Origin of the sequence: Streptomyces roseochromogenus subsp. oscitans DS 12.976 (assembly GCF_000497445.1) — a bacterium.
GTDB lineage: Bacteria > Actinomycetota > Actinomycetes > Streptomycetales > Streptomycetaceae > Streptomyces > Streptomyces oscitans.
On sequence record NZ_CM002285.1, the window covers coordinates 4,914,560 to 4,937,541 of the forward strand.

A 22,982-nucleotide genomic window follows, 5' to 3' on the forward strand; every position below is an offset into this window, starting at 1 on the left:
CCGCCCCCCGAGGACGACATCCCCGAGGACGACGACCCGGACCTGGACGAGTCGGCCCTCTCCGGCCACGAACTGATCGTGCGGGAGCTGGGCGCGACGGTGGTGGAGGAGTTCTCGAACGAGTAAACGAGTAAATGAACAGCCGATCGGGCCGTGGGTACGCGTGGCCGACCGAGACGCTGCAACGTGAAGCCGCCCCTAGCCGTGGGCGCCTGCGGCCGACCGGGCCGGGGCGCGCGTGAGCGGCTGGACTGAGTCCGGGGCGGCGCATGTGCGGTCGACCAACGGCGAGAGCTGGGGGTCTGGGGGCGGAGTCCCCAGGGACGGTCACATCAGCGCTCGGTGCCCTTGGAGGAAAGCCCAATAAGCCCGGCCCCCAACCTTCGGCAACCTTGCCATTAGGCTGACCCCCGTGAAGGTCCTCGTCATCGGCAGCGGCGCCCGCGAACACGCCCTGTGCCGCTCCCTGTCCCTCGACCCCGACGTCACCGCGCTGCACTGCGCCCCCGGCAATGCCGGCATCGCCGAGGTCGCCGAGCTGCACCCGGTCGACGCGCTCGACGGCGAGGCGGTGGCCGAGCTGGCCGCAGGCCTCGGCGCCGGCCTGGTCGTCGTAGGCCCGGAAGCCCCGCTGGTCGCCGGTGTGGCCGACGCCGTCCGTGCCGCGGGCATCCCGGTGTTCGGCCCGTCGCGGGAGGCCGCGCGGCTGGAGGGCTCCAAGGCCTTCGCCAAGGACGTCATGGCGGCGGCCGGGGTGCCGACCGCCCGCTCCTACGTGTGCACGACGGCAGAGGAGGTCGCCGAGGCCCTCGACGCCTTCGGCGCCCCCTTCGTCGTCAAGGACGACGGCCTCGCCGCCGGCAAGGGTGTCGTAGTCACCGATGACCTGGAAGCCGCCAAGGCGCACGCCGCCGGCTGTGACCGGGTGGTCATCGAGGAGTTCCTGGACGGCCCCGAGGTGTCCCTCTTCGCGATCACCGACGGGGAGACGGTCGTACCGCTCCAGCCCGCCCAGGACTTCAAGCGCGCCCTGGACGGCGACGAGGGCCCGAACACCGGCGGCATGGGCGCCTACTCGCCGCTGCCGTGGGCCGAGCCGAAGCTGGTCGAGGAGGTACTGGAGACGGTCCTGCAGCCGACCGTCGACGAGCTGCACCGGCGCGGCGCCCCCTTCTCCGGTCTGCTCTACGCCGGTCTGGCGATCACCAGCCGCGGTGTCCGGGTGATCGAGTTCAACGCTCGCTTCGGCGACCCGGAGACCCAGGTCGTACTGGCCCGGCTGAAGACCCCACTGGCCGGTGTCCTGCTCGCCGCAGCGAACGGCACTCTCGCCGATCTGCCGCCCCTGCGCTGGAGCGAGGACGCGGCCGTCACCGTGGTCGTCGCCTCGCACAACTACCCCGGCACCCCCCGCACCGGTGACCCCATCACCGGTCTGGACGAGGTGGCCGCCGAGGACGCCCCGCACGCGTACGTCCTGCACGCGGGGACGAAGCGGGACGGCGACGCGGTCGTCAGCGCGGGCGGGCGGGTGCTGTCCGTCACGGCCACCGGCGAGGACCTGACCGAGGCGCGCGAGCGGGCGTACCGGGCGGTGGGCCGGATCCGGCTGGACGGCTCCCAGCACCGCACCGACATCGCCGCGAAGGCAGCGCAGGCCGCGCAGGCGGCAACCGCCTGACCCGACCTCTCCTGATCCAGTGATCCAGGCCCCGGACCTCCGAATCCGGGGCCTGATCTTTGCTGTCTGTCACCCACCTCTGACCAAAGCCATTCCATCGAGTGAGCAATCAGCCATACGGCTGACGGGGGCCGGGGCCCCAACTAGGGTGCCGCGCAAGCGTTCCGGCACTTGGCCCACCGGCATTGCGATGTCAGTGGCGGGTGCCACAGTGGGGGAGTGAGCACCACCAGGACAGCACGGCTTCGGCGGCGAGGGGGTGAGGGCGGGACGTGAGCGGAATCGGAGCAGAGGCGGGCGCGCAGGCCGCGCGCTCCCGGGCGCTTGCCGTACTGCGGGTCCGGGGCCGGGCGCTGGCTGTGGCCCTGCTGCCCGCGGCTGCCGCGGTGATCCTGCTGGCCGGGGGTTCCACCGGCCACTTCGTCGGCCGGGGCTGGGACACGGCCCGCTGGGCCGTGGGCGTGCTCGCCGTGCTGGTGCTGCTGGCCGCGGCCGGTGTCGCCCTGGTCGTGGCCCGGGCCCGCCCCGCCGTCGTCCCGACGGTGCCGGTCCCCGAGGAATCCGCCCCGGACCTGTACCGGATGGTGCGCGACCTCGCCGACCGGCTGGACGTGCCGGCGCCCTCGGCCATAGCGCTCACCCCGGACTGCGACAGCTGGCTGGAGGACCGCACGCATGCGGCCCATGGCCCGCCCCAGCGCCCCGAGCCCGGCGAGGACGAGATAGCAGGCCCCGGCCGCCGCCGCGTCCCCGTCGCGCCGGTGCTCGTCATCGGCTCCCCGTTCCTGTGGTGGATGCGGGTCGGGGAGCTGCGCGCGGTCCTCGCCCCGGTCATCGCCGGTACGGGCCCTTCGGCGCACCCGGACATAGCCGCCGCCCGGCGCTTCGTACGGGGCCTGGACGCGGCGGTCGCGGTCGCCTCGGCACCGGGCCGCTCTGCGCTGACCCGCGGCGGGTGCGCGGCCCTCGGCTGGGTGGTCCGGCTGCTGCTGCGCGGCTGCCGGGAGCACGCGACGCAGATGGAGCGCGGGGTCGCCGCGGCGGCGGCCGAGCGGGCCCAGGCCGTGGACTACGGCCTCAGGATCGTCGCCCAGGAGCAGGTCGGCCTCGCCTACGCCGGCTGGGACCGGCTGCTGACCAGGGTCGCGCTGCCCGCCTGGCGCATGGGCCGCTGGCCCGCCCGGCTGGACGCGGGCGTGGTGGCGGCGCTCACCGAGCTGTCCCGGCGCGACCGCCTGGCCGAGGGCTTCACCTCACGGCTCGGCGAGCGCCCTGCCTGTGACCTGCTGGAGGAGCCCGGCGCGGTGGACGAAGCCGCCTCGCTGCTCGCAGCGCGCCTCTTCCACGGCGGCCCCGCGGAGTCCGGCCCGGACTGGGCGCCGGTGGACTGGCAGGCGTATCCGGAAGAGGTCGTGGACCGCACCTGGCGCGCCGGCGCGGCCCGCCTGCACCGCGTCCTGGACTCCCTCGGCGTCCGCCCCTCCCTCGACCCGTCGGCCCCCGAACCGGGCGGCCCCACCCTGGCCCGAGTCCTGGACCACCTCACCGAGCCCGAGACAGAAGCAGCAGAGGCAGCAGCACCGAAAGCCCCGCAGGACCACCGGCAAGCCGCCGACGGCGAGGACACCCCACAGGGGCCGCCCGCACGCGGCGACGAAAGGGGTACGGGTGGGCCGGGTGGGAACGCAATCCCGGGTGGGAACGCAATCCCCGCCGAAGGCGAAGCCGAGGCGGACGCCTCCCGCGCCGAAGCGCCGCAGGCAATACGCGAGGCCGAGGCGGAACCGGCCGAAGACGACCCCGGCACCGAGCGCAGCGCCGCCCTCGCCGCGGGCCTGAGCGCCGAGCTGGCCCGTGAGGAGGCCAGTGCGCCGAGGGCCGGTGCGACGGCCGCCGGCCAGAGCCCCGAGACCGCCCTGTGGGACGACGGAGGACTCCCGCTCTTCCCGCTGCAGCCCCCTCGCACCGCCCGCGACCTGCTCACCGAGCACGTCACGGCGATGGTGTGCTGTGCGGCCGTGGACACGGCAGGGGCGGTCCCCGCCCTGGACTGGCTGGACGGCCCCTCCCTGCTGCTCGACGGTGAGCGCGCCGCCGACCTCACGCCCAAGGTGCTCAGCCTGATCGAGGAGGGAGATCCGGGCCCGCTGCGGGACTGGCTGGCCGCCTCCGGGATACGTCCCGAGAAGCCGGTACGGCTCGTCTAACGGGAGCTCGGTCTTCCACTTCAGGTCAATTCGCAACGACTAGTGACCGAGCCCGTGCGTTATGTGATGTGCTGGGAGCGACCACGCACCTGGCAAAGGCGTGCGACATACGACAGTACTGCCGAGCACTGCGAGCACCGCGTGTACCACTGAGCACAGCGAGCACTACCGAGCACCGTGAGCACCACCGAGACAGGACGACACGGGGGCTGAGGGAGGGGAGCGACCATGGCCTCGGACCACATTCGCCGCTGGGAGTCCGGAGCGCTCGCACACGCCGTCACCGACCCCTTCGGCCAGGGCCCGGTGCCCTGGCTGCGCGGCAGTGAGACGTACTTCGACGACACCGGTCATGTCGTGCCCTGGTACGTCGACCCGAGCCCGCAGCGGCTCGCCGACGACAGGCGCCGGGTGCCCGCGCAGCGTTCGGGCGGCACCGGACCACGCTCGGCGGACGACGTGCACCGCCAGATCAAGGGCTTCACCTCCACCGGCGCGGTCGCGCCGGGCCAGGCGATCGACTTCCACATCACGGTCGACCCGCCCCAGGAGTTCAGCGTCGACATCTACCGCATCGGCCACTACGGCGGCGACGGCGCCGCCCAGATCACCACCAGTCCGCGCCTGTCCGGCATCGTCCAGCCCCCGCCGCTCGCCGCCGACCGTACGGTCTCCTGCCACCACTGGTGGCTGTCCTGGCGGTTGCAGGTGCCCCCGCACTGGCGCATCGGCGCCTATGTGGCCGTCCTCACCACGGCCGACGGCTACCGCTCCCATGTGCCGTTCACGGTCCGCGACGACCACCCCGCCGACCTGCTCCTGCTGCTGCCGGACATCACCTGGCAGGCGTACAACCTGTATCCGGAGGACGGCCGTACCGGCGCCAGCCTCTATCACGCCTGGGACGAGAAGGGCCGGCTGCTCGGCGAGGCCGACGCGGCCACCACGGTCTCCTTCGACCGCCCCTACGCGGGCGCGGGCCTGCCCCTGCATGTCGGCCACGCCTACGACTTCATCCGCTGGGCCGAGCGCTACGGCTACGACCTCGCCTATGCCGACGCCCGCGATCTGCACGCCGGCCGGGTCGATCCGGGCCGCTACCGGGGCCTGGTCTTCCCCGGCCACGACGAGTACTGGTCGGTGCCGATGCGCCGGGCCGTCGAGGACGCCCGCGACCGCGGCACCTCGCTGGTCTTCCTCTCCGCCAACACCATGTACTGGCAGGTGGATCTGGGCCCGTCCCCGTCCGGCGTCCCGGACCGGCTGCTGACCTGCCGCAAGCGCAAGGGCCCGGGAAAGCCGGTGCTGTGGCGCGAGATCGACCGGCCCGAGCAACAGCTGGTCGGCATCCAGTACGCCGGCCGGGTACCCGAACCGCACCCGCTGATCGTCCGCAACGGCGGCCACTGGCTGTGGGAGGCGACCGGCGCGCACGAGGGCGACGCGATCGCGGGCCTGGTCGCCGGCGAGGCCGACCGGTACTTCCCGCGCACCGCGCTGCCCGCGCACGAGGAGCGCATCCTGCTCGCCCACTCCCCCTACACCGACACCGAGGGCGCCCTCCGCCACCAGGAGACCTCGCTCTATCGCGCCCCCTCCGGTGCCTGGGTCTTCGCCTCCGGCACCTTCGCCTGGTCCCCGGCCCTGGACCGCCCAGGCCATGTGGACCCCCGCATCCAGCGCGCCACGGCGAACCTGCTGGACCGCATCTGCAAACGCGACTGAGCCCCGAGCAGACCGCGAGCAATCCCCGCACGGCCCGCTCGCCCTCCCCCCGCACGGCCGCCCGCCCGATCCCTGAACGGCCCACGGCCGATGCCTGCGCCGCCCGCGACCTACCCCCCGGCCGCAGTGGACCACCGCATACGGGAGAATCGAGGCACTTGGACAGAACCACGGGGAGGAACCGTGTCCGGATTCGTAGAAAAGCCCGAGCCGATCCAGGTTCCGGGCCTGGTGCACCTGCACACCGGAAAGGTGCGCGAGCTGTACCAGAACGAGGCGGGCGACCTCGTGATGGTCGCCAGCGACCGTATGTCCGCCTACGACTGGGTGCTGCCCACGGAGATCCCCGACAAGGGCCGCGTCCTCACCCAGCTCTCCCTCTGGTGGTTCGACCAGCTGCGGGATCTGGTCCCGAACCACGTCATCAGCACCGAGGTCCCGGAGGGCGCCCCCGCCGACTGGGCGGGCCGCACGCTGATCTGCAGGTCCCTGAAGATGGTCCCGGTCGAGTGCGTGGCGCGCGGCTATCTCACCGGCTCGGGCCTGCTGGAGTACAACGAGTCCCGGACGGTCTGCGGCCTCGCCCTACCCGAAGGCCTCGTCGACGGCTCGGAACTCCCCGCCCCGATCTTCACCCCGGCCACCAAGGCCGAGGTCGGCGAGCACGACGAGAACGTCTCCTACGAGGAGGTCGCCCGCCAGGTGGGCGCCGAGACCGCCGCCCAGCTGCGCCAGGCCACCCTCGCCGTGTACGCGCGCGCCCGGGGCATCGCCCGGGACCGGGGGATCATCCTGGCCGACACCAAGTTCGAGTTCGGCTTCGACGGGGACACGCTCGTCCTCGCCGACGAGGTCCTCACCCCGGACTCCTCCCGTTTCTGGCCGGCCGACCTGTGGGAGCCGGGCCGCGCCCAGCCGTCGTACGACAAGCAGTTCGTCCGGAACTGGCTGACCTCCGCCGAGTCCGGCTGGGACAGGAAGAGCGAGCAGCCCCCGCCGGCGCTGCCGGACGAGGTCGTCGAGCAGACCCGGCAGAAGTACGTGGAGGCGTACGAGCGTCTGACGGGTCTGAGCTGGGCGTAACGCAAAAGGCCCCCGGGGAACCGGGGGCCTTACTGGAGCGGACGACGAGGCTCGAACTCGCGACCTCAACCTTGGCAAGGTTGCGCTCTACCAACTGAGCTACGTCCGCATTGCGCCGTGGCGCGAGAGCAACTATACCCAACCTCGCTCGCGAGCGAGACGCACCGCCGCATGACGGTTCTCGGCGCCGAGCTTCGTGACGGCTGACGACAGGTAGTTCCGCACGGTCCCCGGCGACAGCGCGGCCCGTTCGGCGATCTCCGTGACCGGCGCCCCGTCGCCCGCCAGCTCCAGCACCTCGGCCTCCCGCGCGGTCAGCGGGGAGTCCCCGGCGGAGATCGCGTCGGCGGCCAACTCCGGGTCGACGTAACGGTTTCCGGCGTGCACGGTACGGATGATCTCGGCGAGCCGCTGGGCGCTGACGGTCTTCGGGACGAACCCGCGCACACCGGCTGCGAGCGCCCGTTTCAGATGGCCGGGCCGCCCGTGACCGGTGACGATCAGCACCTGGCAGCCGGGCAGTTCGGCGCGCAGGGTTGTGGCGACCTTCACACCGTCGGCCCCGGGCATCTGGAGATCCAGTACGGCCACATCGGGTTCATGGGCCCGCGCCATCGCCAGCGCCTCGGGCCCGCTGGCCGCCTCGGCGACGACGAGGAGATCGTCCTCCAGTGAGAGCAGCGCGGCCAGCGCGCCCCGGATCAGATGCTCGTCGTCGGCGAGCAACAGCCGTACCGGAGTGCTCATGATGTGACTTCACTCACTTTCTCCCTCAGCGGCACCTCGGCCACCAGCCGGAACCGGTCACCGGCGACGGCTCCCGCCTCCAGCGTCCCGGCCACGACGGCCAGCCGCTCCCGCAGCCCGGCGAGCCCGGAACCCCCACCCCCGTCGGGCGTTCCGGACACGCCGTCGTTCTCCACCGTCAGCACCACGCGCCCCTCAAGCACCCTCAGACACAGCGCGCAGCGTCCGGCGTCCCCGTGCCGCAGCACATTGGTGGTGGCCTCGCGCACCACCCAGCCGAGCGCGGACTGCACGTCGGCGGGCAGCCCCGCGGTCTCCGCGCTGACCTCGCACGCGATCCCGGCGGCCGTCAACACGCCCTGTGCGCCGGTGAGTTCGGCCCCGAGGTCGGCCTCCCGGTAGCCGCGTACGACGGCCCGCACCTCGCGCTGGGAGTCCTGTGCGATGCGCTGCACCTCGATCATCTGCTCCACGGCCTCCGGCCGCCCGCGCCGGGCCAGTTGCACCGCCAGCTCGCTCTTGAGCGAGATCACGGACAGGTTCCGGCCCAGCACGTCGTGCAGATCCCGGCCGAACCGCAGCCGCTCCTCGGCGACGGCGAGCCGGGCCTCCACCTCACGGGCCCGCTCCGCCTCCCACAGCACGGAGAGCGTCCAGGCGCCGCAGCGGCCCGCGAGCAGCGCGAAGACCGCCTGGAAGACGGCCATCGCCGCGGTCGCCACCAGGCCGGGGGCGTCGTGATCGGCGAGCCCGACGGCCGCCGTGAGCAGCACCGTGAACCCCGCCGACCGGCGCAGGAACACCCCGACCGGCGCCGTGAGCCCGTACAGCAGCCCGAACGGCAGCACGACGCCGCCGATCGTGAACCGGACCGCCATCGGAGTGGCCGCGTCCGTCGCGGCGAGCGCCACGATCAGCCCCAGCGCGAGCCCCAGCAGGACGGCCGGTGCGCGATGCGTGCCGGCCGGCAGCTCGGCGCGTCCGAGGTAGTGGTCGAGCACGGTCCTGGTGCGACGGTTCGCGAGGACACCCTGAAGGATCCCGACGAGGACGAGGACGGCGCCCAGGACCAGCGCCACGGGCCGGTGGGCGATCCCGCCGGCCAGCGGCAGCAGCAGCCAGCAGCCCAGGATGAACCAGATCGAGCAGTGCCAGGTGAGGACGCTGGTCAGCTCGACCCGCTCGGCCTTGCTGCGCTCCCCCCAGTGCCGCTGCTGCCACCGCCGTATCCGGCCCACCATGTGTTCCCCCGTACCTCACGTACCTCAGCGCCGAGGCTCCCAGCGGAACCACCGTCGTACAGCAAACACGGCCAGGATCGTCCAGGCCAACGCGGTCGCCAGGGCGCCCAGTGCCTCGTACCCGCTCAACTGGCCGGTCCAGCCGCCGCGGACGAGCCGGATCGCCGGGGACAGCGGGAGCAGTTCGCAGACGGCGGCCAGCTTGTCCGGCATGACCTCCGTGGGGAACGTGATCCCGGAGCCGAGCATCGACAGGAACATCAGCGGCAGCGCGGTCACCTGGGCGCTCTCCACGGTCCGGGTGAAGGACGCGGTGAGCGCGGCGAGCGCGGCACTGACCAGGTAACCGGCCACCAGCCCGGGCAGGATCAGATACGGCGCCCTGGGCGCGCCGAGGTGCAGCAGGGCCGCGCACCCGACGCACAGCACCAGCGCCTGGGCCAGTCCGATGACGAGCGCGGGCAGCGCGGTGCCGGTGAGGATCTCCGCGTCGGACAGCTCACCGGTGCGCAGCCGCTTGAGGACGAGTTCCTCGCGGCGGGCGACGAAGGCGTTGACCAGCGAGGTGTACACGGCGAAGAGGAAGGAGAACCCGATCGCGGCCGTCAGCAGGGTGGTGCCGAGCGTCAGCCCCTGCTTCTTCAGATCCAGCTGGTCCATGGCCGGCCGCACGCTGAACGGCAGCAGGAGCGGCACGGCCAGCGCGGTGAGGACGACTCCGCGGTTGCGGCCGAGCAGGGTGAGTTCGGCCCGCCCCAGCGCCCACAGCCGCCGGCCCGCCGACGTCCCCCCGCCGCGCTCAGCCCCCCGAACCCCGCTCACCGCACGGCTCTGCGCCCCCGCTCCGGCCCCGCTCATGCCACCACCCCCGGTGCCTGTGCCTGTTCGCGTGCGATTCCCAGGAACGCCTCCTCCAGGGAGGCGGAGCGCACGTCCAGGCCGCGCAGTTCGACTCCGGTCCGCTCGGCCCAGGTCAGTACGCCGGTCGCGGTCCGCTGCAGCTGGTTCGTCCGCAGTCGTACGACTCTGCCGTCGCTCTCGTGGCCGCAGGCACCGAGGTCGGCCAGCGGCGGAAGGTCGCCGAGGAAGTAGCCGTCGGGCAGTTCGAAGGACATCCGGGACGGCCGGCCCGCGGTGACCTCGGCCGGGGTCCCGGAGGCGGCGATGCGGCCCTCGTGCAGGATGGCGAGCCGGTCGGCGAGACCCTCGGCCTCCTCGAGACAGTGCGTGGTGAGCAGCACGGTCGTGCCCGCGTCGCGCAGGGCGCGCACCAACTCCCAGGTGTCCCGGCGGCCTTCCGCGTCGAGCCCGGTCGTCGGCTCGTCGAGGAAGAGCACCTCGGGGTCGCCGAGCAGCGCGAGCGCCAGATCGAGCCGGCGCCGCTCGCCGCCGGACAGCTGCTTGACCCGCACCTCGTGCCGGTCCGCGAGCCCGACCAGCTCCAGTACGTCCGCCGTCTTACGGCTCGTTCGCCTCCGGGGCGCTCCAGCCGGTGTCGCGGCGCGCCCCTTCGGCTCACTCGCGACGGGCCGGGCCGCGCTGGTGCATCCGGCCCACATCCGGGCGGTCTCGGCGACGGTCAGCTCGGCCGGGAAGCCGCCCTCCTGGAGCATCACTCCGGTGCGGGGCCGTACGGCGGCCCGCTCGCGGTAGGGGTCGTGGCCGAGGATCCGGATCCGGCCCCCGGCGGGTGCGGCGAGGCCTTCCAGCAGTTCGACCGTCGACGTCTTGCCCGCTCCGTTCGTGCCGAGCAGGGCGAAGATCTCCCCGCGGGCCACCGAGAAGCTGATTCCGCGTACGGCCTCGAACCCGCCCCCGTAGACACGCCTGAGATCGGTGACCTCAATCACGTCTTCGTGTTCGTCGTAGTGCATGAACCAAGCGTCCCGGCGGCCGGAGCGGGTCGGCAGTGCGCGATGTCATCGCTCGGCATGACAAATGTCAGAGAAGGGGAGGGCACACGAAAAGACCCCGGTCCACTGGACCGGGGCCTTTTTCATGGAGCGGACGACGAGGCTCGAACTCGCGACCTCAACCTTGGCAAGGTTGCGCTCTACCAACTGAGCTACGTCCGCACTGCTCCCGACCGGCTCCCACCGATCGGTGCGAGCACCAGCCTACCTGATCCACAACAGTGGTTCTGACCGGTGCCAGAGCGGGTGACAGGAATTGCACACTGCGCCTTCCCCCTGGAAGGGGGTTGTTCTGCTACTAAACTACACCCGCGTGTTTCCGCAGGTCATCTGCCCTGCGGCTCGTCACAGACTCTAGCCCATGGACGGGGCTGAAGTCCAAGTCGCATGGGGCGGGGGCGAATCGTGGCGTCTCGCCCCCTGGGGATGTTCCGCTGGCCAAGTGCCCGAGCGGCGCCCGGGCTTGCGTCCCCGCGTGCGCAGACGCGTCCTGTCTCCCGAGGGGTACTGAGGCAGTTGGCCATGCCCCGCAGCCGGGCATCGCGGCCAGGCCGGTCTGGTGCGGTCACCGGCGTTCATCACCAGGTCCACCGGCTCAAGGCTGGGCTTGTGCCTCCGCGACTCGCGTACCAGCGGGTCCAGAGTGGCGCGAAGGGCCGTCTGCTGTCTGGAGATTCGCCGACTCGGCCGCAGCCGGGTGAACGGCTCCCAGGGTCGCTGACGGACCCCGGGAGCTGCCCCTTCGCGGGCTTACCGCGCGGCGCTGAAGGCCTCGTAGACCTTCTTGGGGATGCGGCCGCGGGCCGGGACGTCCATCTTGTTGGCCTGCGCCCAGGCGCGGACGGCCGCCGGGTCGGGGGCGACCTCGGTCTGCTTGTACGCCTTGCCGGACCGCGACCGCTTGCGGCCGGCCTCGACGTAGGGCGCGAGCGCCTTGCGCAGTTTCTTGGCGTTGGTTTCGTTCAGGTCGATCTCGTACGACTTGCCGTCGAGTCCGAAGGCGATCGTTTCCGCCGCTTCCGAGCCGTCGATGTCGTCAAAGAGAGTGACCACGACCTTTTGCGCCACGAATATCGGTCCCTTCGTGCGGCACGTCGATACAGCTCACGGCGATGACGTGCCGAGTATCAGCTATTGCCAATTCATTTGTACAGTGCCCGGCAATGCAAAGTGAAGCCCGACTAAATCCGCCCGCGTGTCCGAACACAATAGGTGGACGGGGCGGACCGTCGAACTTTCCCAGAACTTTTCATGGCGCTACGGCTTCGACACCTGATCGTGATGCGCCTCACGTAGTTTCCTCCAACTCTACTCGCGTAGAAATTTTGTGCGGGTAGTCTGAAACCCACCTGCAGGAACCTGCTCAGCACCACACCACCGGGAGTGCCCGTGGCACGCGTCGTAGTCGACGTCATGCTCAAGCCGGAGATCCTCGACCCCCAGGGCCAGGCGGTCCAGCGTGCGCTGCCGCGCCTGGGTTTCGACGGGATCTCCGACGTACGTCAGGGAAAGCGTTTCGAACTTCAAGTTGACGGGCCGGTCGACGAGGCCGCGCTCGCCCGCATCCACGACCTTGCGGAATCCTTCCTCGCCAACACCGTGATCGAGGACTTCACCGTCAGGGTGGAAGAGGTGGCGGAAGTCGCGGAGGCGGCCAAGTGACCGCACGTATTGGCGTCGTCACTTTCCCGGGCAGCCTCGACGACCGGGACACCCAGCGCGCGATCCGTCTCGCCGGTGCCGAACCGGTCGCCCTGTGGCACAAGGACAAGGACCTCCACCAGGTCGACGCGGTCGTCCTGCCCGGCGGTTTCTCCTACGGCGACTATCTGCGCGCCGGTGCCATCTCCCGTTTCTCGCCGGTGATGGAGACCGTCATCGAGCAGGCGAAGGCCGGCCTTCCGGTGCTCGGTATCTGCAACGGCTTCCAGGTCCTCACCGAGGCCCATCTCCTCCCGGGCGCGATGCTCGGCAACGACCACCTTCACTTCATCTGCCGCGACCAGAAGCTGCGGGTGGAGAACGCGGAGACCGCCTGGACCGGTGACTACCGTGCCGGCCAGGAGATCCACATCCCGCTGAAGAACATGGACGGCCGGTACGTCGCCGACGCTTACATGCTCGACAAGCTGGAGGCGGAGGGGCGGGTCGTCTTCAGGTACCTGGACTTCAATCCGAACGGCTCGCTCCGCGACATCGCCGGCATCACCAACGAGGCCGGCAATGTCGTAGGCCTGATGCCGCACCCGGAGCACGCCGTCGAGCCGCTCATCGGCACCGGCCGTACCGACGGCCTCCCCTTCTTCACCTCGATCCTCAAGAAGCTGGTCAACGCATGAGCCGGACGCCTCTGGACACGGTCGAGCACGCGGCCGCGACCCCCGACGTCGAGCTGCCCTGGGCCGAACTCGGTCTGAAGAAGGACGAGTACGAACGGGTGGTGGAGATCCTCGGCCGCCGCCCGACCGGCGCCGAGCTCGCCATGTACTCGGTCATGTGGTCCGAGCACTGCTCGTACAAGTCCTCCAAGGTCCATCTGCGCCAGTTCGGCGAGAAGGCGCCGCAGAGCGACGCGCTGCTGGTGGGCATCGGTGAGAACGCGGGTGTCGTCGACGTCGGCCAGGGTTACGCCGTGACCTTCAAGGTCGAGTCGCACAACCACCCCTCCTACGTCGAGCCCTACCAGGGTGCGGCCACGGGCGTGGGCGGCATCGTCCGCGACATCATCGCGATGGGCGCCCGCCCGGTCGCGGTGGTCGACCCCCTGCGCTTCGGCGCCGCCGACCACCCGGACACCAAGCGCGTCCTGCCGGGCGTGGTCGCCGGCATCGGTGGCTACGGCAACTGCCTGGGCCTGCCCAACATCGGCGGCGAGGTCGTCTTCGACTCCTGCTACCAGGGAAACCCGCTGGTCAACGCCGGTGCCATCGGCGTGATGCGGCACGAGGACATCCACCTCGCCAAGGCTTCCGGCACGGGCAACAAGGTCATCCTGTACGGCGCCCGGACCGGCGGCGACGGCATCGGCGGCGCCTCGATCCTCGCCTCGGAGACCTTCGACGACGCGAAGCCCTCCAAGCGCCCGGCCGTCCAGGTCGGCGACCCCTTCCAGGAGAAGCTCCTCATCGAGTGCACCCTGGAGGCCTTCCGGGAGAAGCTGGTCGTCGGCATCCAGGACCTGGGTGCGGCGGGCCTGTCCTGCGCCACGTCCGAGCTGGCCTCGAACGGCTCCGGCGGCATGCGCGTCACCCTGGACGACGTCCCTCTGCGTGACTCGACTCTCTCCCCCGAGGAGATCCTCATGAGCGAGTCGCAGGAACGCATGTGCGCGGTGGTCGAGCCGGAGAAGGTCGACCGCTTCCTGGAGATCTGCGCCAAGTGGGACGTCATCGCCACGGTCATCGGCGAGGTCACCGACGGCGACCGCCTGGAGATCTACTGGCACGGCGGCAAGATCGTCGACGTCGACCCGCGCACGGTGGCCCATGAGGGCCCGGTCTACGAGCGTCCCTACGCCCGCCCGGACTGGCAGGACACCCTCCAGGCCGACGATGCGAACAAGCTGGAGCGCCCGGCCACCTCGGAGGATCTGCGGGACCAGGTCCTGAAGCTGGTGGCCTCCCCCAACCAGGCCTCCAAGAAGTGGATCACCCAGCAGTACGACCACTTCGTGCAGGGCAACACGGTGCTGGCCCAGCCCGAGGACTCGGGCATGATCCGCATCGATGAGTCGAGTGGCCTCGGCGTCGCCATCGCCACGGACGGCAACGGCCGGTACGCCAAGCTGGACCCGTACGCGGGCGCCCAGCTGGCGCTGGCGGAGGCCTACCGGAACGTGGCGACGACGGGTGCCAAGCCGCTCGCGGTGTCGGACTGCCTGAACTTCGGCTCGCCCGAAGACCCGGCGGTGATGTGGCAGTTCGTGGAGGCGGTACGTGGTCTGGCGGACGCCTGCCAGCAGCTGGGCACGCCGGTGACCGGCGGCAACGTGTCTCTGTACAACCAGACGGGCGAGGCGGCGATCCACCCGACGCCGGTGGTCGCGGTCCTGGGCGTCATCGACGACGTGGCCCGCCGCACACCGGTCGCCTTCCAGGAGGAGGGGCAGCTGATCTACCTCCTCGGCGACACCCGCGAGGAGTTCGGCGGCTCGGCCTGGTCCCAGGTGGTCCACGACCACCTCGGCGGCCTGCCTCCGCGGGTCGACCTGGAGCGCGAGCGGCTACTGGCCGAGATCCTGATCTCCGCCTCCCGCGACGGCATGATCGACTCCGCGCACGACCTGTCCGACGGCGGCCTGGTCCAGGCGGTCGTGGAGTCCGCGCTGCTCGGCGGCAAGGGCGCCCGGCTGGTCGTACCGGACGGGCTGGACGCGTTCACCTTCCTGTTCTCCGAGTCGGCCGGCCGCGCGATCGTCGCCGTGCCGCGCTCGGAGGAGGTCCGCTTCAACGACATGTGCGGTGCGCGGGGCCTGCCGGTCACCCGCATCGGTGTCGTCGACGGTGACGCGGTGGAGATCCAGGGCGAGTTCGCGCTCACGCTGGAGGAATTGCGGAAGGCCCACGAGGAGACCATCCCGGCGCTGCTGGCGTAGTCCCTACGGCGCCGACGGCCCCGCCTGTTTCGACAGACGGGGCCGTTTCCTGTGCCGGTCGCCGGTCCGCCGGGTTCTCAGACGGGCGTGCTGATGGAGCGGGCCTTCGTGGCCTCACAGCGCGCCGCCGGGGACATGTCGGCCTGGTGGAAAAGGGCCTGAGGGGCTACGCGGTCAGGGCATAGGCTCACCGCCATGCCCCCTGCCCAGAAGCGCGCCCGCAGCTACGACCCCGCCAAGACCCGCGCCGCGGTCCTCGCCCAGTTCGGCAATGTCCGGGAGGCCGTTCGCGGCCTCACCCCCGAGCAACTCGCCCTGCCCACGCGGCTCGGCGAGTGGACCGTACGCGACCTCGTGGCGCACATCGGCATGGCGCTCACCGCGATCCACCGGGCGCTCGCCCTGCCCGAGCCGCCGAAGGCGGACGCCGTCCTGCTCGACTGGCCGTTCGCCACCGCGACCAACGCCGCCGCCATCGACGAGTTCACCCGGAACCTCGCCGCCGAACACCCCGACGCCGAGGCCTATCTCGCGGAGGTCGAGCAGTCCCTGCGCGCCCACCTCGAAGAGCACCCCGGCACCCGGATTCTCCAGACGAGTGCCGGCGCGATGTCCCTGGACGACTATCTGGTCACCCGAGCCGTCGAACTCGTCGTCCACACCGACGACCTCAACGCCGCCGTACCCGGCCTTCAGGTGCCGTACGACCGCCAGGCTCTGGCCGCCGCCACCCGGCTGCTCGCCGACGCCCTCGCCGCGAAGGCGCCCGGCGGCTCCACCGAGGTGCGCATGCCGCCGTACGCCGTCGTGCAGTGCATCGAGGGGCCCCGGCACACCCGCGGCACCCCGCCCAACGTCGTCGAGACCGACCCGCTGACCTGGATCCGGCTCGCCACAGGGCGCGTGAGCTGGAAAGAAGCTGTCGAGGAGGCCAAGGTGAGCGCCAGTGGGGAGCGGGCGGACATCGGGGGGCTGCTGCCGCTGATGTCGTAGCGAACCAGTCGTAGCGAACCAGTCGTAGCGAACCAGCCGTGGCGAATCGTCCTGGCGAACCGGTAGCGGAACCAGCTGTACCGCCGGGCCGTCGAACCGGCATGAACCGGCACAAGCAGCGCATGATCCTGACGGTGGCCGCCACGCTCGTCCCGCTCACGGTGGCCTGTGGCACCGGAAAGGCGGACAGTGGATCGGTGAGCGTCCCACAGCCCTTGACCGGCGTCGACTGGCGGGTCGACAGCCTCACCGTCGCCGGTACGACCCGGCACGCGCCCGCCGCGGCCCACCTCCGCATCGGCGAGGACGGCACCGCGGCCGGGAACCTCGGCTGCAACCAGTTCAGCGCCCGGGCCACGGTCCACGGCGACCACATCACCTTCGGTGCCCTGCGCACGACCAGGATGGCCTGCGCCCCGGACCGGATGGCCTTCGAGCGCGCCCTCTCCCGCGCCCTGACCACCGGCACGCTCGTCGCCAAGGCCGACGACGGGAAGCTGACGCTCACCGATGGCGCCGGCGACCGCATCCAGCTCAGCCGCAACGCCGAATGATCATGTGCGGCTCGCCCGGGTGATCACGTGCCCGCGCACCCGGATGATCACCCGCCGTACGCCCGAATGGTGTGCGACGCCTCACTCAGGAACTCCGTGAACCGGCCCGCGACCGCCGCACCGGGGCTCCGCGTGCCTGCCACAGAACCCAAAACACCTCGGCTGACCAGTGCAAACGAGGAAACCGACAAAGAGATCGGCACGAGGCGATCCGTCAGGAGCGCGTATCCCCAATTCGGACCAGTGGTCGACCTCGCCTACACTCGGTGGCGTGCCACGTGGTGACGGTCGACTCAATCACGATCTGCTTCCCGGCGAGAAGGGCCCCCAGGACGCTTGCGGCGTCTTCGGCGTCTGGGCTCCGGGTGAAGAGGTCGCAAAGCTCACGTACTTCGGGCTCTACGCCCTCCAGCACCGGGGTCAGGAATCCGCGGGAATCGCGGTCAGCAACGGCTCCCAGATCCTCGTCTTCAAGGACATGGGCCTGGTCTCCCAGGTCTTCGACGAGACCTCGCTCGGTTCGCTCCAGGGTCATATCGCGGTCGGACACGCCCGCTACTCGACCACCGGCGCCTCCGTGTGGGAAAACGCCCAGCCGACGTTCCGTGCCACCGCGCACGGCTCGATCGCCCTCGGCCACAACGGCAACCTGGTCAACACGGCTCAGCTCGCCGAGATGGTCGCCGACCTGCCGAACGACAACAACAGCCGTTCCAGCCGGGTCGCGGCCACCAACGACACCGACCTGCTGACGGCCCTGCTGGCCGCCCAGGTCGACGCGGACGGCAAGCCGCTGACCATCGAGGAGGCCGCCCACGCGGTGCTCCCGAAGGTGCGCGGCGCCTTCTCCCTCGTCTTCATGGACGAACACACCCTCTACGCCGCCCGTGACCCGCAGGGCATCCGCCCGCTGGTGCTCGGCCGCCTGGAGCGCGGCTGGGTGGTCGCCTCCGAGACCGCTGCCCTGGACATCACCGGCGCGAGCTTCGTGCGCGAGATCGAGCCGGGCGAGTTCATCGCCGTCGACGAGAACGGCCTGCGCAGCTCCCGATTCGCAGAAGCGAAGCCCAAGGGCTGTGTCTTCGAGTATGTGTACCTGGCCCGTCCGGACACCGACATCGCCGGCCGGAACGTGTACCTCTCCCGTGTGGAGATGGGCCGTCGGCTCGCCAAGGAGGCCCCGGTCGAGGCCGACCTGGTCATAGCCACCCCGGAGTCCGGCACCCCGGCCGCCATCGGCTACGCGGAGGCCTCCGGCATCCCCTTCGGCGCGGGCCTGGTGAAGAACGCCTACGTCGGCCGGACCTTCATCCAGCCCTCGCAGACCATCCGTCAGCTCGGCATCCGCCTGAAGCTGAACCCGCTGAAGGAAGTCATCAAGGGCAAGCGCCTGGTCGTCGTCGACGACTCGATCGTGCGCGGCAACACCCAGCGGGCCCTGGTGCGGATGCTGCGCGAGGCCGGTGCGGCGGAAGTCCACATCCGGATCTCCTCTCCCCCGGTGAAGTGGCCCTGCTTCTTCGGCATCGACTTCGCCACGCGCGCGGAGCTGATCGCCAACGGGATGAGCATCGAGGAGATCGGCACCAGCCTCGGCGCCGACTCGCTCGCCTACATCTCCCTCGACGGCATGATCGAGGCGACCACCATCGCCAAGCCGAACCTGTGCCGCGCCTGCTTCGACGGCGAGTACCCGATGGAGCTGCCGGACCCCGAGCTGCTCGGCAAGCAGCTGCTGGAGACCGAGCTGGCCGCCGGTCCCGCCGCCACGGCCGCAGCCGACGCGATCCGTCGCCCGTAAGCCTCGTAGAAACCAACCCGAAAGATCCCAGGCAATGTCTGCTGTGTCTGATCAGTCGTCTCCGGCGACGGGCCGTTCCACCGGTGCTTCCTACGCGGCTGCCGGTGTCGACATCGAGGCGGGCGACCGCGCCGTAGAGCTGATGAAGGAGTGGGTGAAGAAGACCCAGCGCCCCGAGGTACTCGGCGGCCTCGGCGGCTTCGCCGGACTCTTCGACGCCTCCGCCCTCAAGCGCTACGAGCGCCCTCTGCTCGCCTCCGCCACGGACGGTGTCGGCACCAAGGTCGACATCGCCCGCCGTATGGGCGTCTACGACACCATCGGTCACGACCTGGTCGCCATGGTCATGGACGACATCGTGGTGTGTGGTGCCGAGCCCCTGTTCATGACGGACTACATCTGTGTCGGCAAGGTCCACCCCGAGCGCGTCGCGGCCATCGTGAAGGGCATCGCGGAGGGCTGTGTGCTCGCCGGGTGTGCTCTGGTGGGCGGCGAGACGGCCGAGCACCCCGGTCTGCTGGGCGCGGACGACTTCGACGTCGCCGGTGCCGGTACGGGCGTCGTGGAGGCCGACCGGCTGCTCGGCGCGGATCGCATCCGTAAGGGTGACGCGGTGATCGCCATGGCGTCCTCCGGGCTTCACTCGAACGGGTACTCCCTGGTCCGGCACGTCCTGCTGGACCGCGCCGGCCTCGCCCTGGAGGCGGAGGTCGCCGAGCTGGGCCGCAGCCTCGGTGAGGAACTGCTGGAGCCCACCAAGATCTACTCGCTGGACTGTCTGGCGCTGACCCGCACCACCGAGGTGCACGCGTTCTCGCACATTACCGGCGGCGGCCTCGCGGCCAACCTGGCCCGGGTGATCCCGGACGCGCTGCACGCCACGGTCGACCGCTCCACCTGGACCCCGGGCGCGATCTTCGACCTGGTCGGCCGGACCGGGAGCGTCGAGCGCCTGGAGCTGGAGAAGACCCTCAACATGGGCGTCGGCATGATGGCGATCGTCCCCGCGGAGTCCACCGAGGTGGCGCTCGCGACCCTGGCCGACCGGGGTGTCGAGGCATGGGTGGCCGGCGAGATCACGGACCGGGGCACGAAGGAGACCGGCGCCGAGCTGGTCGGGACGTATTCAAACTAAAGGCGCCTTCAACCTGAAGGCGCCGCCGCCTGACCGTGCGGACAGCACAGAAACCGGTCGGTGGCTCTGCCACCGACCGGCCTGGTCACTGCAAGGTCAAGCGCCGCGACGGTGCTGTTGGTGAGGATCCTTGTCGTCCTCTTCCTCGTCGTCGTCCTCGTAGAGGTCGGCGTAACGAGAGTAGAGATCGTCCTCGTCGTTCTCATCGTCCTCGAACGGCTCGCCGTTCGGCGGCTGGCTCGAAGTCGATGCGCCCAGTTCACTGGCCAGACGTGACAGGTCAGTCCCACCGCTGTTGTACTTCAGCTGGCGGGCGACCTTTGTCTGCTTGGCCTTGGCCCGGCCGCGCCCCATGGCTCGACCCCCTCGGTGACAGGGGCTCAACGGCCCCAGAGTCTGACACGCGTTCATGATCCGGAACGGACTCTCCGTGGAGAGGCCGGTCCGTAGGGCTTCCACGGTACCTGAGCCCGCGCCCATACGGTACGTCGCCCGCACCACGCGCGTGTGCACAGGACCTTCGAGGCGCCCTGTCCTCGCTGGTCAGTGGCGATTTTAACCACTTATCGGGGAACGACCCGCCGGTTGAAGTGAGAGTTCTCTCTAAGTTCCCGCCGACGGGTACCGCTCATGTGTGCGATCGGTTCAGTGTGCGGTGCGTCCCGCGCGGGCCTCGGCCATCCGCTGCTCGGCGATCCGGTCGGCCGCGGCGGCCGGCGGAATCCCGTCTTCCTTCGCACGTGCGAATATGGCCAGCGTGGTGTCGAAGATCTTCGCCGCCTTTGCCTTGCACCGGTCGAAGTCGAACCCGTGCAGTTCGTCGGCCACCTGGATGACCCCGCCGGCGTTCACCACGTAGTCCGGCGCGTACAGGATGCCGCGATCGGCGAGGTCCTTCTCCACACCCGGGTGCGCGAGCTGGTTGTTGGCCGCGCCGCACACCACCTTGGCTGTGAGCACCGGCACGCTGTCGTCGTTCAGGGCGCCGCCGAGCGCGCAGGGGGCGTAGATGTCGAGACCGCCGACATGGGCGCCCCGGATCAGCGCCTCCGTGTCGGCGACCGCCGTCACGCCCGCCGGGTACTGCTCGAGGATCCGCTGGACCGCGTCCGCGCGCACGTCCGTGATCACGACCTCGGCGCCCTCGTCGCGCAGATGCTTCACCAGGTGGTGGCCGACCTTGCCGACGCCCGCGATGCCGACCTTGCGGCCGCGCAGCGAGGGGTCGCCCCACAGGTGCTGGGCGGAGGCGCGCATGCCCTGGTAGACGCCGAAGGCGGTGAGCACGGAGGAGTCGCCGGCGCCGCCGTTCTCGGGGGAGCGGCCGGTGGTCCAGCGGCACTCGCGGGCCACGACGTCCATGTCGGCGACGTAGGTGCCGACGTCGCACGCGGTGACGTAGCGCCCGCCGAGCGAGGCGACCATCCGGCCGTAGGCGAGCAGCAGTTCCTCGGTCTTGTCGCGCTCCGGGTCGCCGATGATCACGGCCTTGCCGCCGCCATGGTCCAGACCGGCCATGGCGTTCTTGTACGACATTCCGCGCGCGAGGTTGAGGGCGTCGGCGACGGCCTCGGCCTCGGTGGCGTACGGGTAGAAGCGCGTGCCGCCGAGGGCCGGGCCCAGGGCGGTGGAGTGGATGGCGATCACGGCCTTGAGGCCGCTGGCGCGATCCTGGCAGAGCACGACCTGCTCGTGTCCTCCCTGGTCCGAGTGGAACAGGGTGTGCAGGACATCAGCAGGTGCGCCGGTTACGTCGGTCACTGTGGTGACTCCTGTGTAAATAGCGGCGAGTGGGGACGGGACCCCGTACGGGTGGCGGGGCGCCGTGCCCTGAGCGTAGAGCCTCGGCCCGACCACCATCCGTGCAGTGTTCAGGATCACTCTCGCGGGCCGTTCGTGCACGCATGTCCGTGGGACGATTTGCAGTGGTTTTGCAGTGGTTCTCGCAGCGGTTTTCGAGCCAGGCCCGGTGGGGAGGGAGCAGGCGTGCCGAAGGTGTCCTCCGTGGTCGTCCCCTATGCCGCGTATCTGCGCGTGTACGAGCCGCTGGGCGCCTTCCCGGAGCCGGAGCGCAGCCACTGGGCGCGTTACGCCCGCCGCCCCGACCGCCCCTCCTACCAGGACGAACTGCGGCGCTCACTGGCCGACTTGCTGCCCACCCCGCCGGTCGCGGTGCCGGTGCACGAGAGCGGCGACGCCTTCGTGCTGGAGGTCGACGGCGTGGTCTGTGTGTGCCCCTGGCGGACCCGGCTGCGCGGCTGGCAGGCGCTGGACGAGCTGGCGGAGGAGCTGCCGGCGGCGGTCCTGGACGCGGTGCTGCCCCCGGTCGTACGCCGTCAGGCCGCCCAGGACTACGAGCGCTGGCTCGCCCGCAACCCCGACGCCCGCCCGTGGATCCGTACGGCGACCTGGCAGGTGCCGCTGAACTGGTTCGTGCTGGTCTCCGACGAGGAGCGGCGGTACGAGAAGGGCACCGCCGACGTGCCGCCGCTGCTGCGCTACCGCACGCCCATGGTGCAGGCCCGGCGGCGGGTGGCGCGGGCGCTGCGCACGCTGAAGGACAGTGTCGAGGAGGGTCCGCTGATCGACGGCCTGGTGGACGTCGGCCGCTGGCTGGAGGAGTTCCACCCGCGCTCGCTGGTGGAACTGGACTACGGCGGTCTGGTGCATGTGCTGCCGGCCGGCGAGTTGGAGGGCGACCACTCGGCGGCGGAGGTGGCCGACGGCATCGAGGCGCTGCGCCGGGGCGACGGGGCGGCGGCCGGGGAGACCTATGTGCGGCTCGTGGAGCGCTGGCGGGCGGTAAGGGACCGGCGTTCCGCGAACTGACGTTCCCTGAACGGCGGAAAGTGACGTACGTCACGGCTCGAACGGTGTCGAACGACGTACGGTCTACGACACTTGACCCCGTGAAGGGACGTTGGTCCCGATCTGGACTTTTGTCTCAAGGGTGATGGACGGCACTTACGCGGCCCTTGCGTCTCTTGCCGCCCCTCATGCCAAAATAGGACAAGGAGTCCGGGGAGGGCTCCTTCCGTCCAACTATGATCCATCGTGGGCGGAATCTCGGTATTGCACGCTTTGGGGGGTCTCGTGACTCCTGATCGTCCTGTGACTGATCGTCACAGTGGCGTGACTGTCCGCTATGGCATGGTCCATCGGCTTCCGTCGCTGATGAACACCTGGGAGGGCAATTCCATCGGTTTGGCCGACGCGGCTGGACAGATGGTGTAGTTGTAGTGCCGAGGACAAGCCGTTCGTCCTATAACCGACTCGACTCGCGTCCACCATTTCGGGCAACGCGGGTC

Annotated in this window: 19 protein-coding genes, 3 tRNA genes and 1 pseudogene; 13 read left to right on the top strand and 10 right to left on the bottom strand. The window is 70.7% G+C overall.

The window, feature by feature from the left end; all coding sequences use genetic code 11:
* The 5 genes and pseudogenes from M878_RS000000101890 to M878_RS70855 form a co-directional block, all read left to right on the top strand.
* Positions 1-126, top strand: a pseudogene (locus M878_RS000000101890) (DNA polymerase III subunit gamma/tau); the annotation flags it as partial.
* Positions 127-412: 286 nt separating this feature from the next.
* On the top strand, positions 413-1,681 hold the full coding sequence (purD, locus tag M878_RS70840; protein WP_023548915.1) for a phosphoribosylamine--glycine ligase: 1,269 nt from the start codon (positions 413-415) through the stop codon (positions 1,679-1,681).
* A gap of 272 nt (positions 1,682-1,953) precedes the next feature.
* A complete protein-coding gene (locus tag M878_RS70845) occupies positions 1,954-3,888 on the top strand; it encodes a M48 family metalloprotease (RefSeq protein WP_023548917.1) in 1,935 nt (644 codons plus the stop codon).
* Between the two features lie 228 nt (positions 3,889-4,116).
* The gene (locus tag M878_RS70850) at positions 4,117-5,613 is read left to right on the top strand and encodes a N,N-dimethylformamidase beta subunit family domain-containing protein (RefSeq protein ID WP_023548919.1); all 1,497 of its coding nucleotides are present in this window, start codon (positions 4,117-4,119) and stop codon (positions 5,611-5,613) included.
* A 183-nt stretch (positions 5,614-5,796) separates the two neighbouring features.
* Positions 5,797-6,696 (top strand): phosphoribosylaminoimidazolesuccinocarboxamide synthase, encoded by a 900-nt coding sequence (locus tag M878_RS70855; RefSeq protein WP_023548921.1) that lies wholly within the window; start codon positions 5,797-5,799, stop codon positions 6,694-6,696.
* Positions 6,697-6,729: 33 nt separating this feature from the next.
* Here the strand turns inward: M878_RS70855 and M878_RS70860 are convergent.
* The 8 genes from M878_RS70860 to M878_RS70895 form a co-directional block, all read right to left on the bottom strand.
* A tRNA-Gly gene (locus M878_RS70860) sits at positions 6,730-6,805 on the bottom strand.
* Positions 6,806-6,828: 23 nt separating this feature from the next.
* Positions 6,829-7,443, bottom strand: a complete 615-nt coding sequence (locus M878_RS70865) for a response regulator transcription factor (RefSeq protein WP_023548923.1) — start codon at positions 7,441-7,443, stop codon at positions 6,829-6,831.
* On the bottom strand, positions 7,440-8,684 hold the full coding sequence (locus M878_RS70870) for a sensor histidine kinase (RefSeq protein WP_023548925.1): 1,245 nt from the start codon (positions 8,682-8,684) through the stop codon (positions 7,440-7,442). The genes M878_RS70865 and M878_RS70870 overlap by 4 nt, the downstream gene beginning before the upstream one ends.
* Before the next feature lie 24 nt (positions 8,685-8,708).
* Positions 8,709-9,542: an ABC transporter permease gene (locus tag M878_RS70875; protein ID WP_031225416.1), complete on the bottom strand. Its 834-nt coding sequence runs from the start codon at positions 9,540-9,542 to the stop codon at positions 8,709-8,711.
* Positions 9,539-10,558 carry an ABC transporter ATP-binding protein gene (locus M878_RS70880; RefSeq protein WP_023548929.1) on the bottom strand — a complete coding sequence of 340 codons (1,020 nt, stop codon included), beginning with the start codon at positions 10,556-10,558 and terminating at the stop codon, positions 9,539-9,541. The genes M878_RS70875 and M878_RS70880 overlap by 4 nt, the downstream gene beginning before the upstream one ends.
* A gap of 125 nt (positions 10,559-10,683) precedes the next feature.
* Positions 10,684-10,759, bottom strand: a tRNA-Gly gene (locus M878_RS70885).
* 79 nt (positions 10,760-10,838) lie between these two features.
* Positions 10,839-10,910: transfer RNA gene (locus M878_RS70890), tRNA-Gly, on the bottom strand.
* A gap of 437 nt (positions 10,911-11,347) precedes the next feature.
* Positions 11,348-11,665 (bottom strand): histone-like nucleoid-structuring protein Lsr2, encoded by a 318-nt coding sequence (locus tag M878_RS70895; RefSeq protein WP_023548931.1) that lies wholly within the window; start codon positions 11,663-11,665, stop codon positions 11,348-11,350.
* A 321-nt stretch (positions 11,666-11,986) separates the two neighbouring features.
* Here M878_RS70895 and purS point away from each other — a divergent pair, with 321 nt between their 5' ends.
* The 7 genes from purS (at position 11,987) to purM (ending at position 19,674) form a co-directional block, all read left to right on the top strand.
* On the top strand, positions 11,987-12,259 hold the full coding sequence (gene purS, locus M878_RS70900; RefSeq protein WP_023548933.1) for a phosphoribosylformylglycinamidine synthase subunit PurS: 273 nt from the start codon (positions 11,987-11,989) through the stop codon (positions 12,257-12,259).
* On the top strand, positions 12,256-12,936 hold the full coding sequence (gene purQ, locus M878_RS70905) for a phosphoribosylformylglycinamidine synthase subunit PurQ (RefSeq protein WP_023548934.1): 681 nt from the start codon (positions 12,256-12,258) through the stop codon (positions 12,934-12,936). Before purS ends, purQ begins: the two co-directional genes overlap by 4 nt.
* Positions 12,933-15,191 carry a phosphoribosylformylglycinamidine synthase subunit PurL gene (gene purL, locus M878_RS70910; RefSeq protein WP_023548936.1) on the top strand — a complete coding sequence of 753 codons (2,259 nt, stop codon included), beginning with the start codon at positions 12,933-12,935 and terminating at the stop codon, positions 15,189-15,191. Before purQ ends, purL begins: the two co-directional genes overlap by 4 nt.
* Positions 15,192-15,386: 195 nt before the next feature.
* On the top strand, positions 15,387-16,184 hold the full coding sequence (locus M878_RS70915; protein ID WP_023548938.1) for a maleylpyruvate isomerase family mycothiol-dependent enzyme: 798 nt from the start codon (positions 15,387-15,389) through the stop codon (positions 16,182-16,184).
* Positions 16,185-16,285: 101 nt separating this feature from the next.
* Positions 16,286-16,738, top strand: a complete 453-nt coding sequence (locus tag M878_RS70920; protein WP_023548940.1) for an META domain-containing protein — start codon at positions 16,286-16,288, stop codon at positions 16,736-16,738.
* 271 nt (positions 16,739-17,009) lie between these two features.
* A complete protein-coding gene (purF, locus tag M878_RS70925) occupies positions 17,010-18,539 on the top strand; it encodes an amidophosphoribosyltransferase (RefSeq protein WP_023548942.1) in 1,530 nt (509 codons plus the stop codon).
* Between the two features lie 34 nt (positions 18,540-18,573).
* The gene (gene purM / locus M878_RS70930) at positions 18,574-19,674 is read left to right on the top strand and encodes a phosphoribosylformylglycinamidine cyclo-ligase (RefSeq protein ID WP_051430107.1); all 1,101 of its coding nucleotides are present in this window, start codon (positions 18,574-18,576) and stop codon (positions 19,672-19,674) included.
* A 96-nt stretch (positions 19,675-19,770) separates the two neighbouring features.
* Here purM and M878_RS70935 read toward each other — a convergent pair whose 3' ends face one another.
* Both M878_RS70935 and M878_RS70940 read right to left on the bottom strand, forming a co-directional pair.
* Positions 19,771-20,028 (bottom strand): DUF3073 domain-containing protein, encoded by a 258-nt coding sequence (locus tag M878_RS70935; protein ID WP_023548946.1) that lies wholly within the window; start codon positions 20,026-20,028, stop codon positions 19,771-19,773.
* 291 nt (positions 20,029-20,319) lie between these two features.
* Positions 20,320-21,435: a Leu/Phe/Val dehydrogenase gene (locus M878_RS70940; RefSeq protein ID WP_023548948.1), complete on the bottom strand. Its 1,116-nt coding sequence runs from the start codon at positions 21,433-21,435 to the stop codon at positions 20,320-20,322.
* A 225-nt stretch (positions 21,436-21,660) separates the two neighbouring features.
* On the opposite strand from M878_RS70940, the gene M878_RS70945 reads away from it, so the two are divergent.
* Positions 21,661-22,503: a DUF8083 family protein gene (locus tag M878_RS70945; protein ID WP_023548950.1), complete on the top strand. Its 843-nt coding sequence runs from the start codon at positions 21,661-21,663 to the stop codon at positions 22,501-22,503.
* Positions 22,504-22,982: the final 479 nt, after the last annotated feature.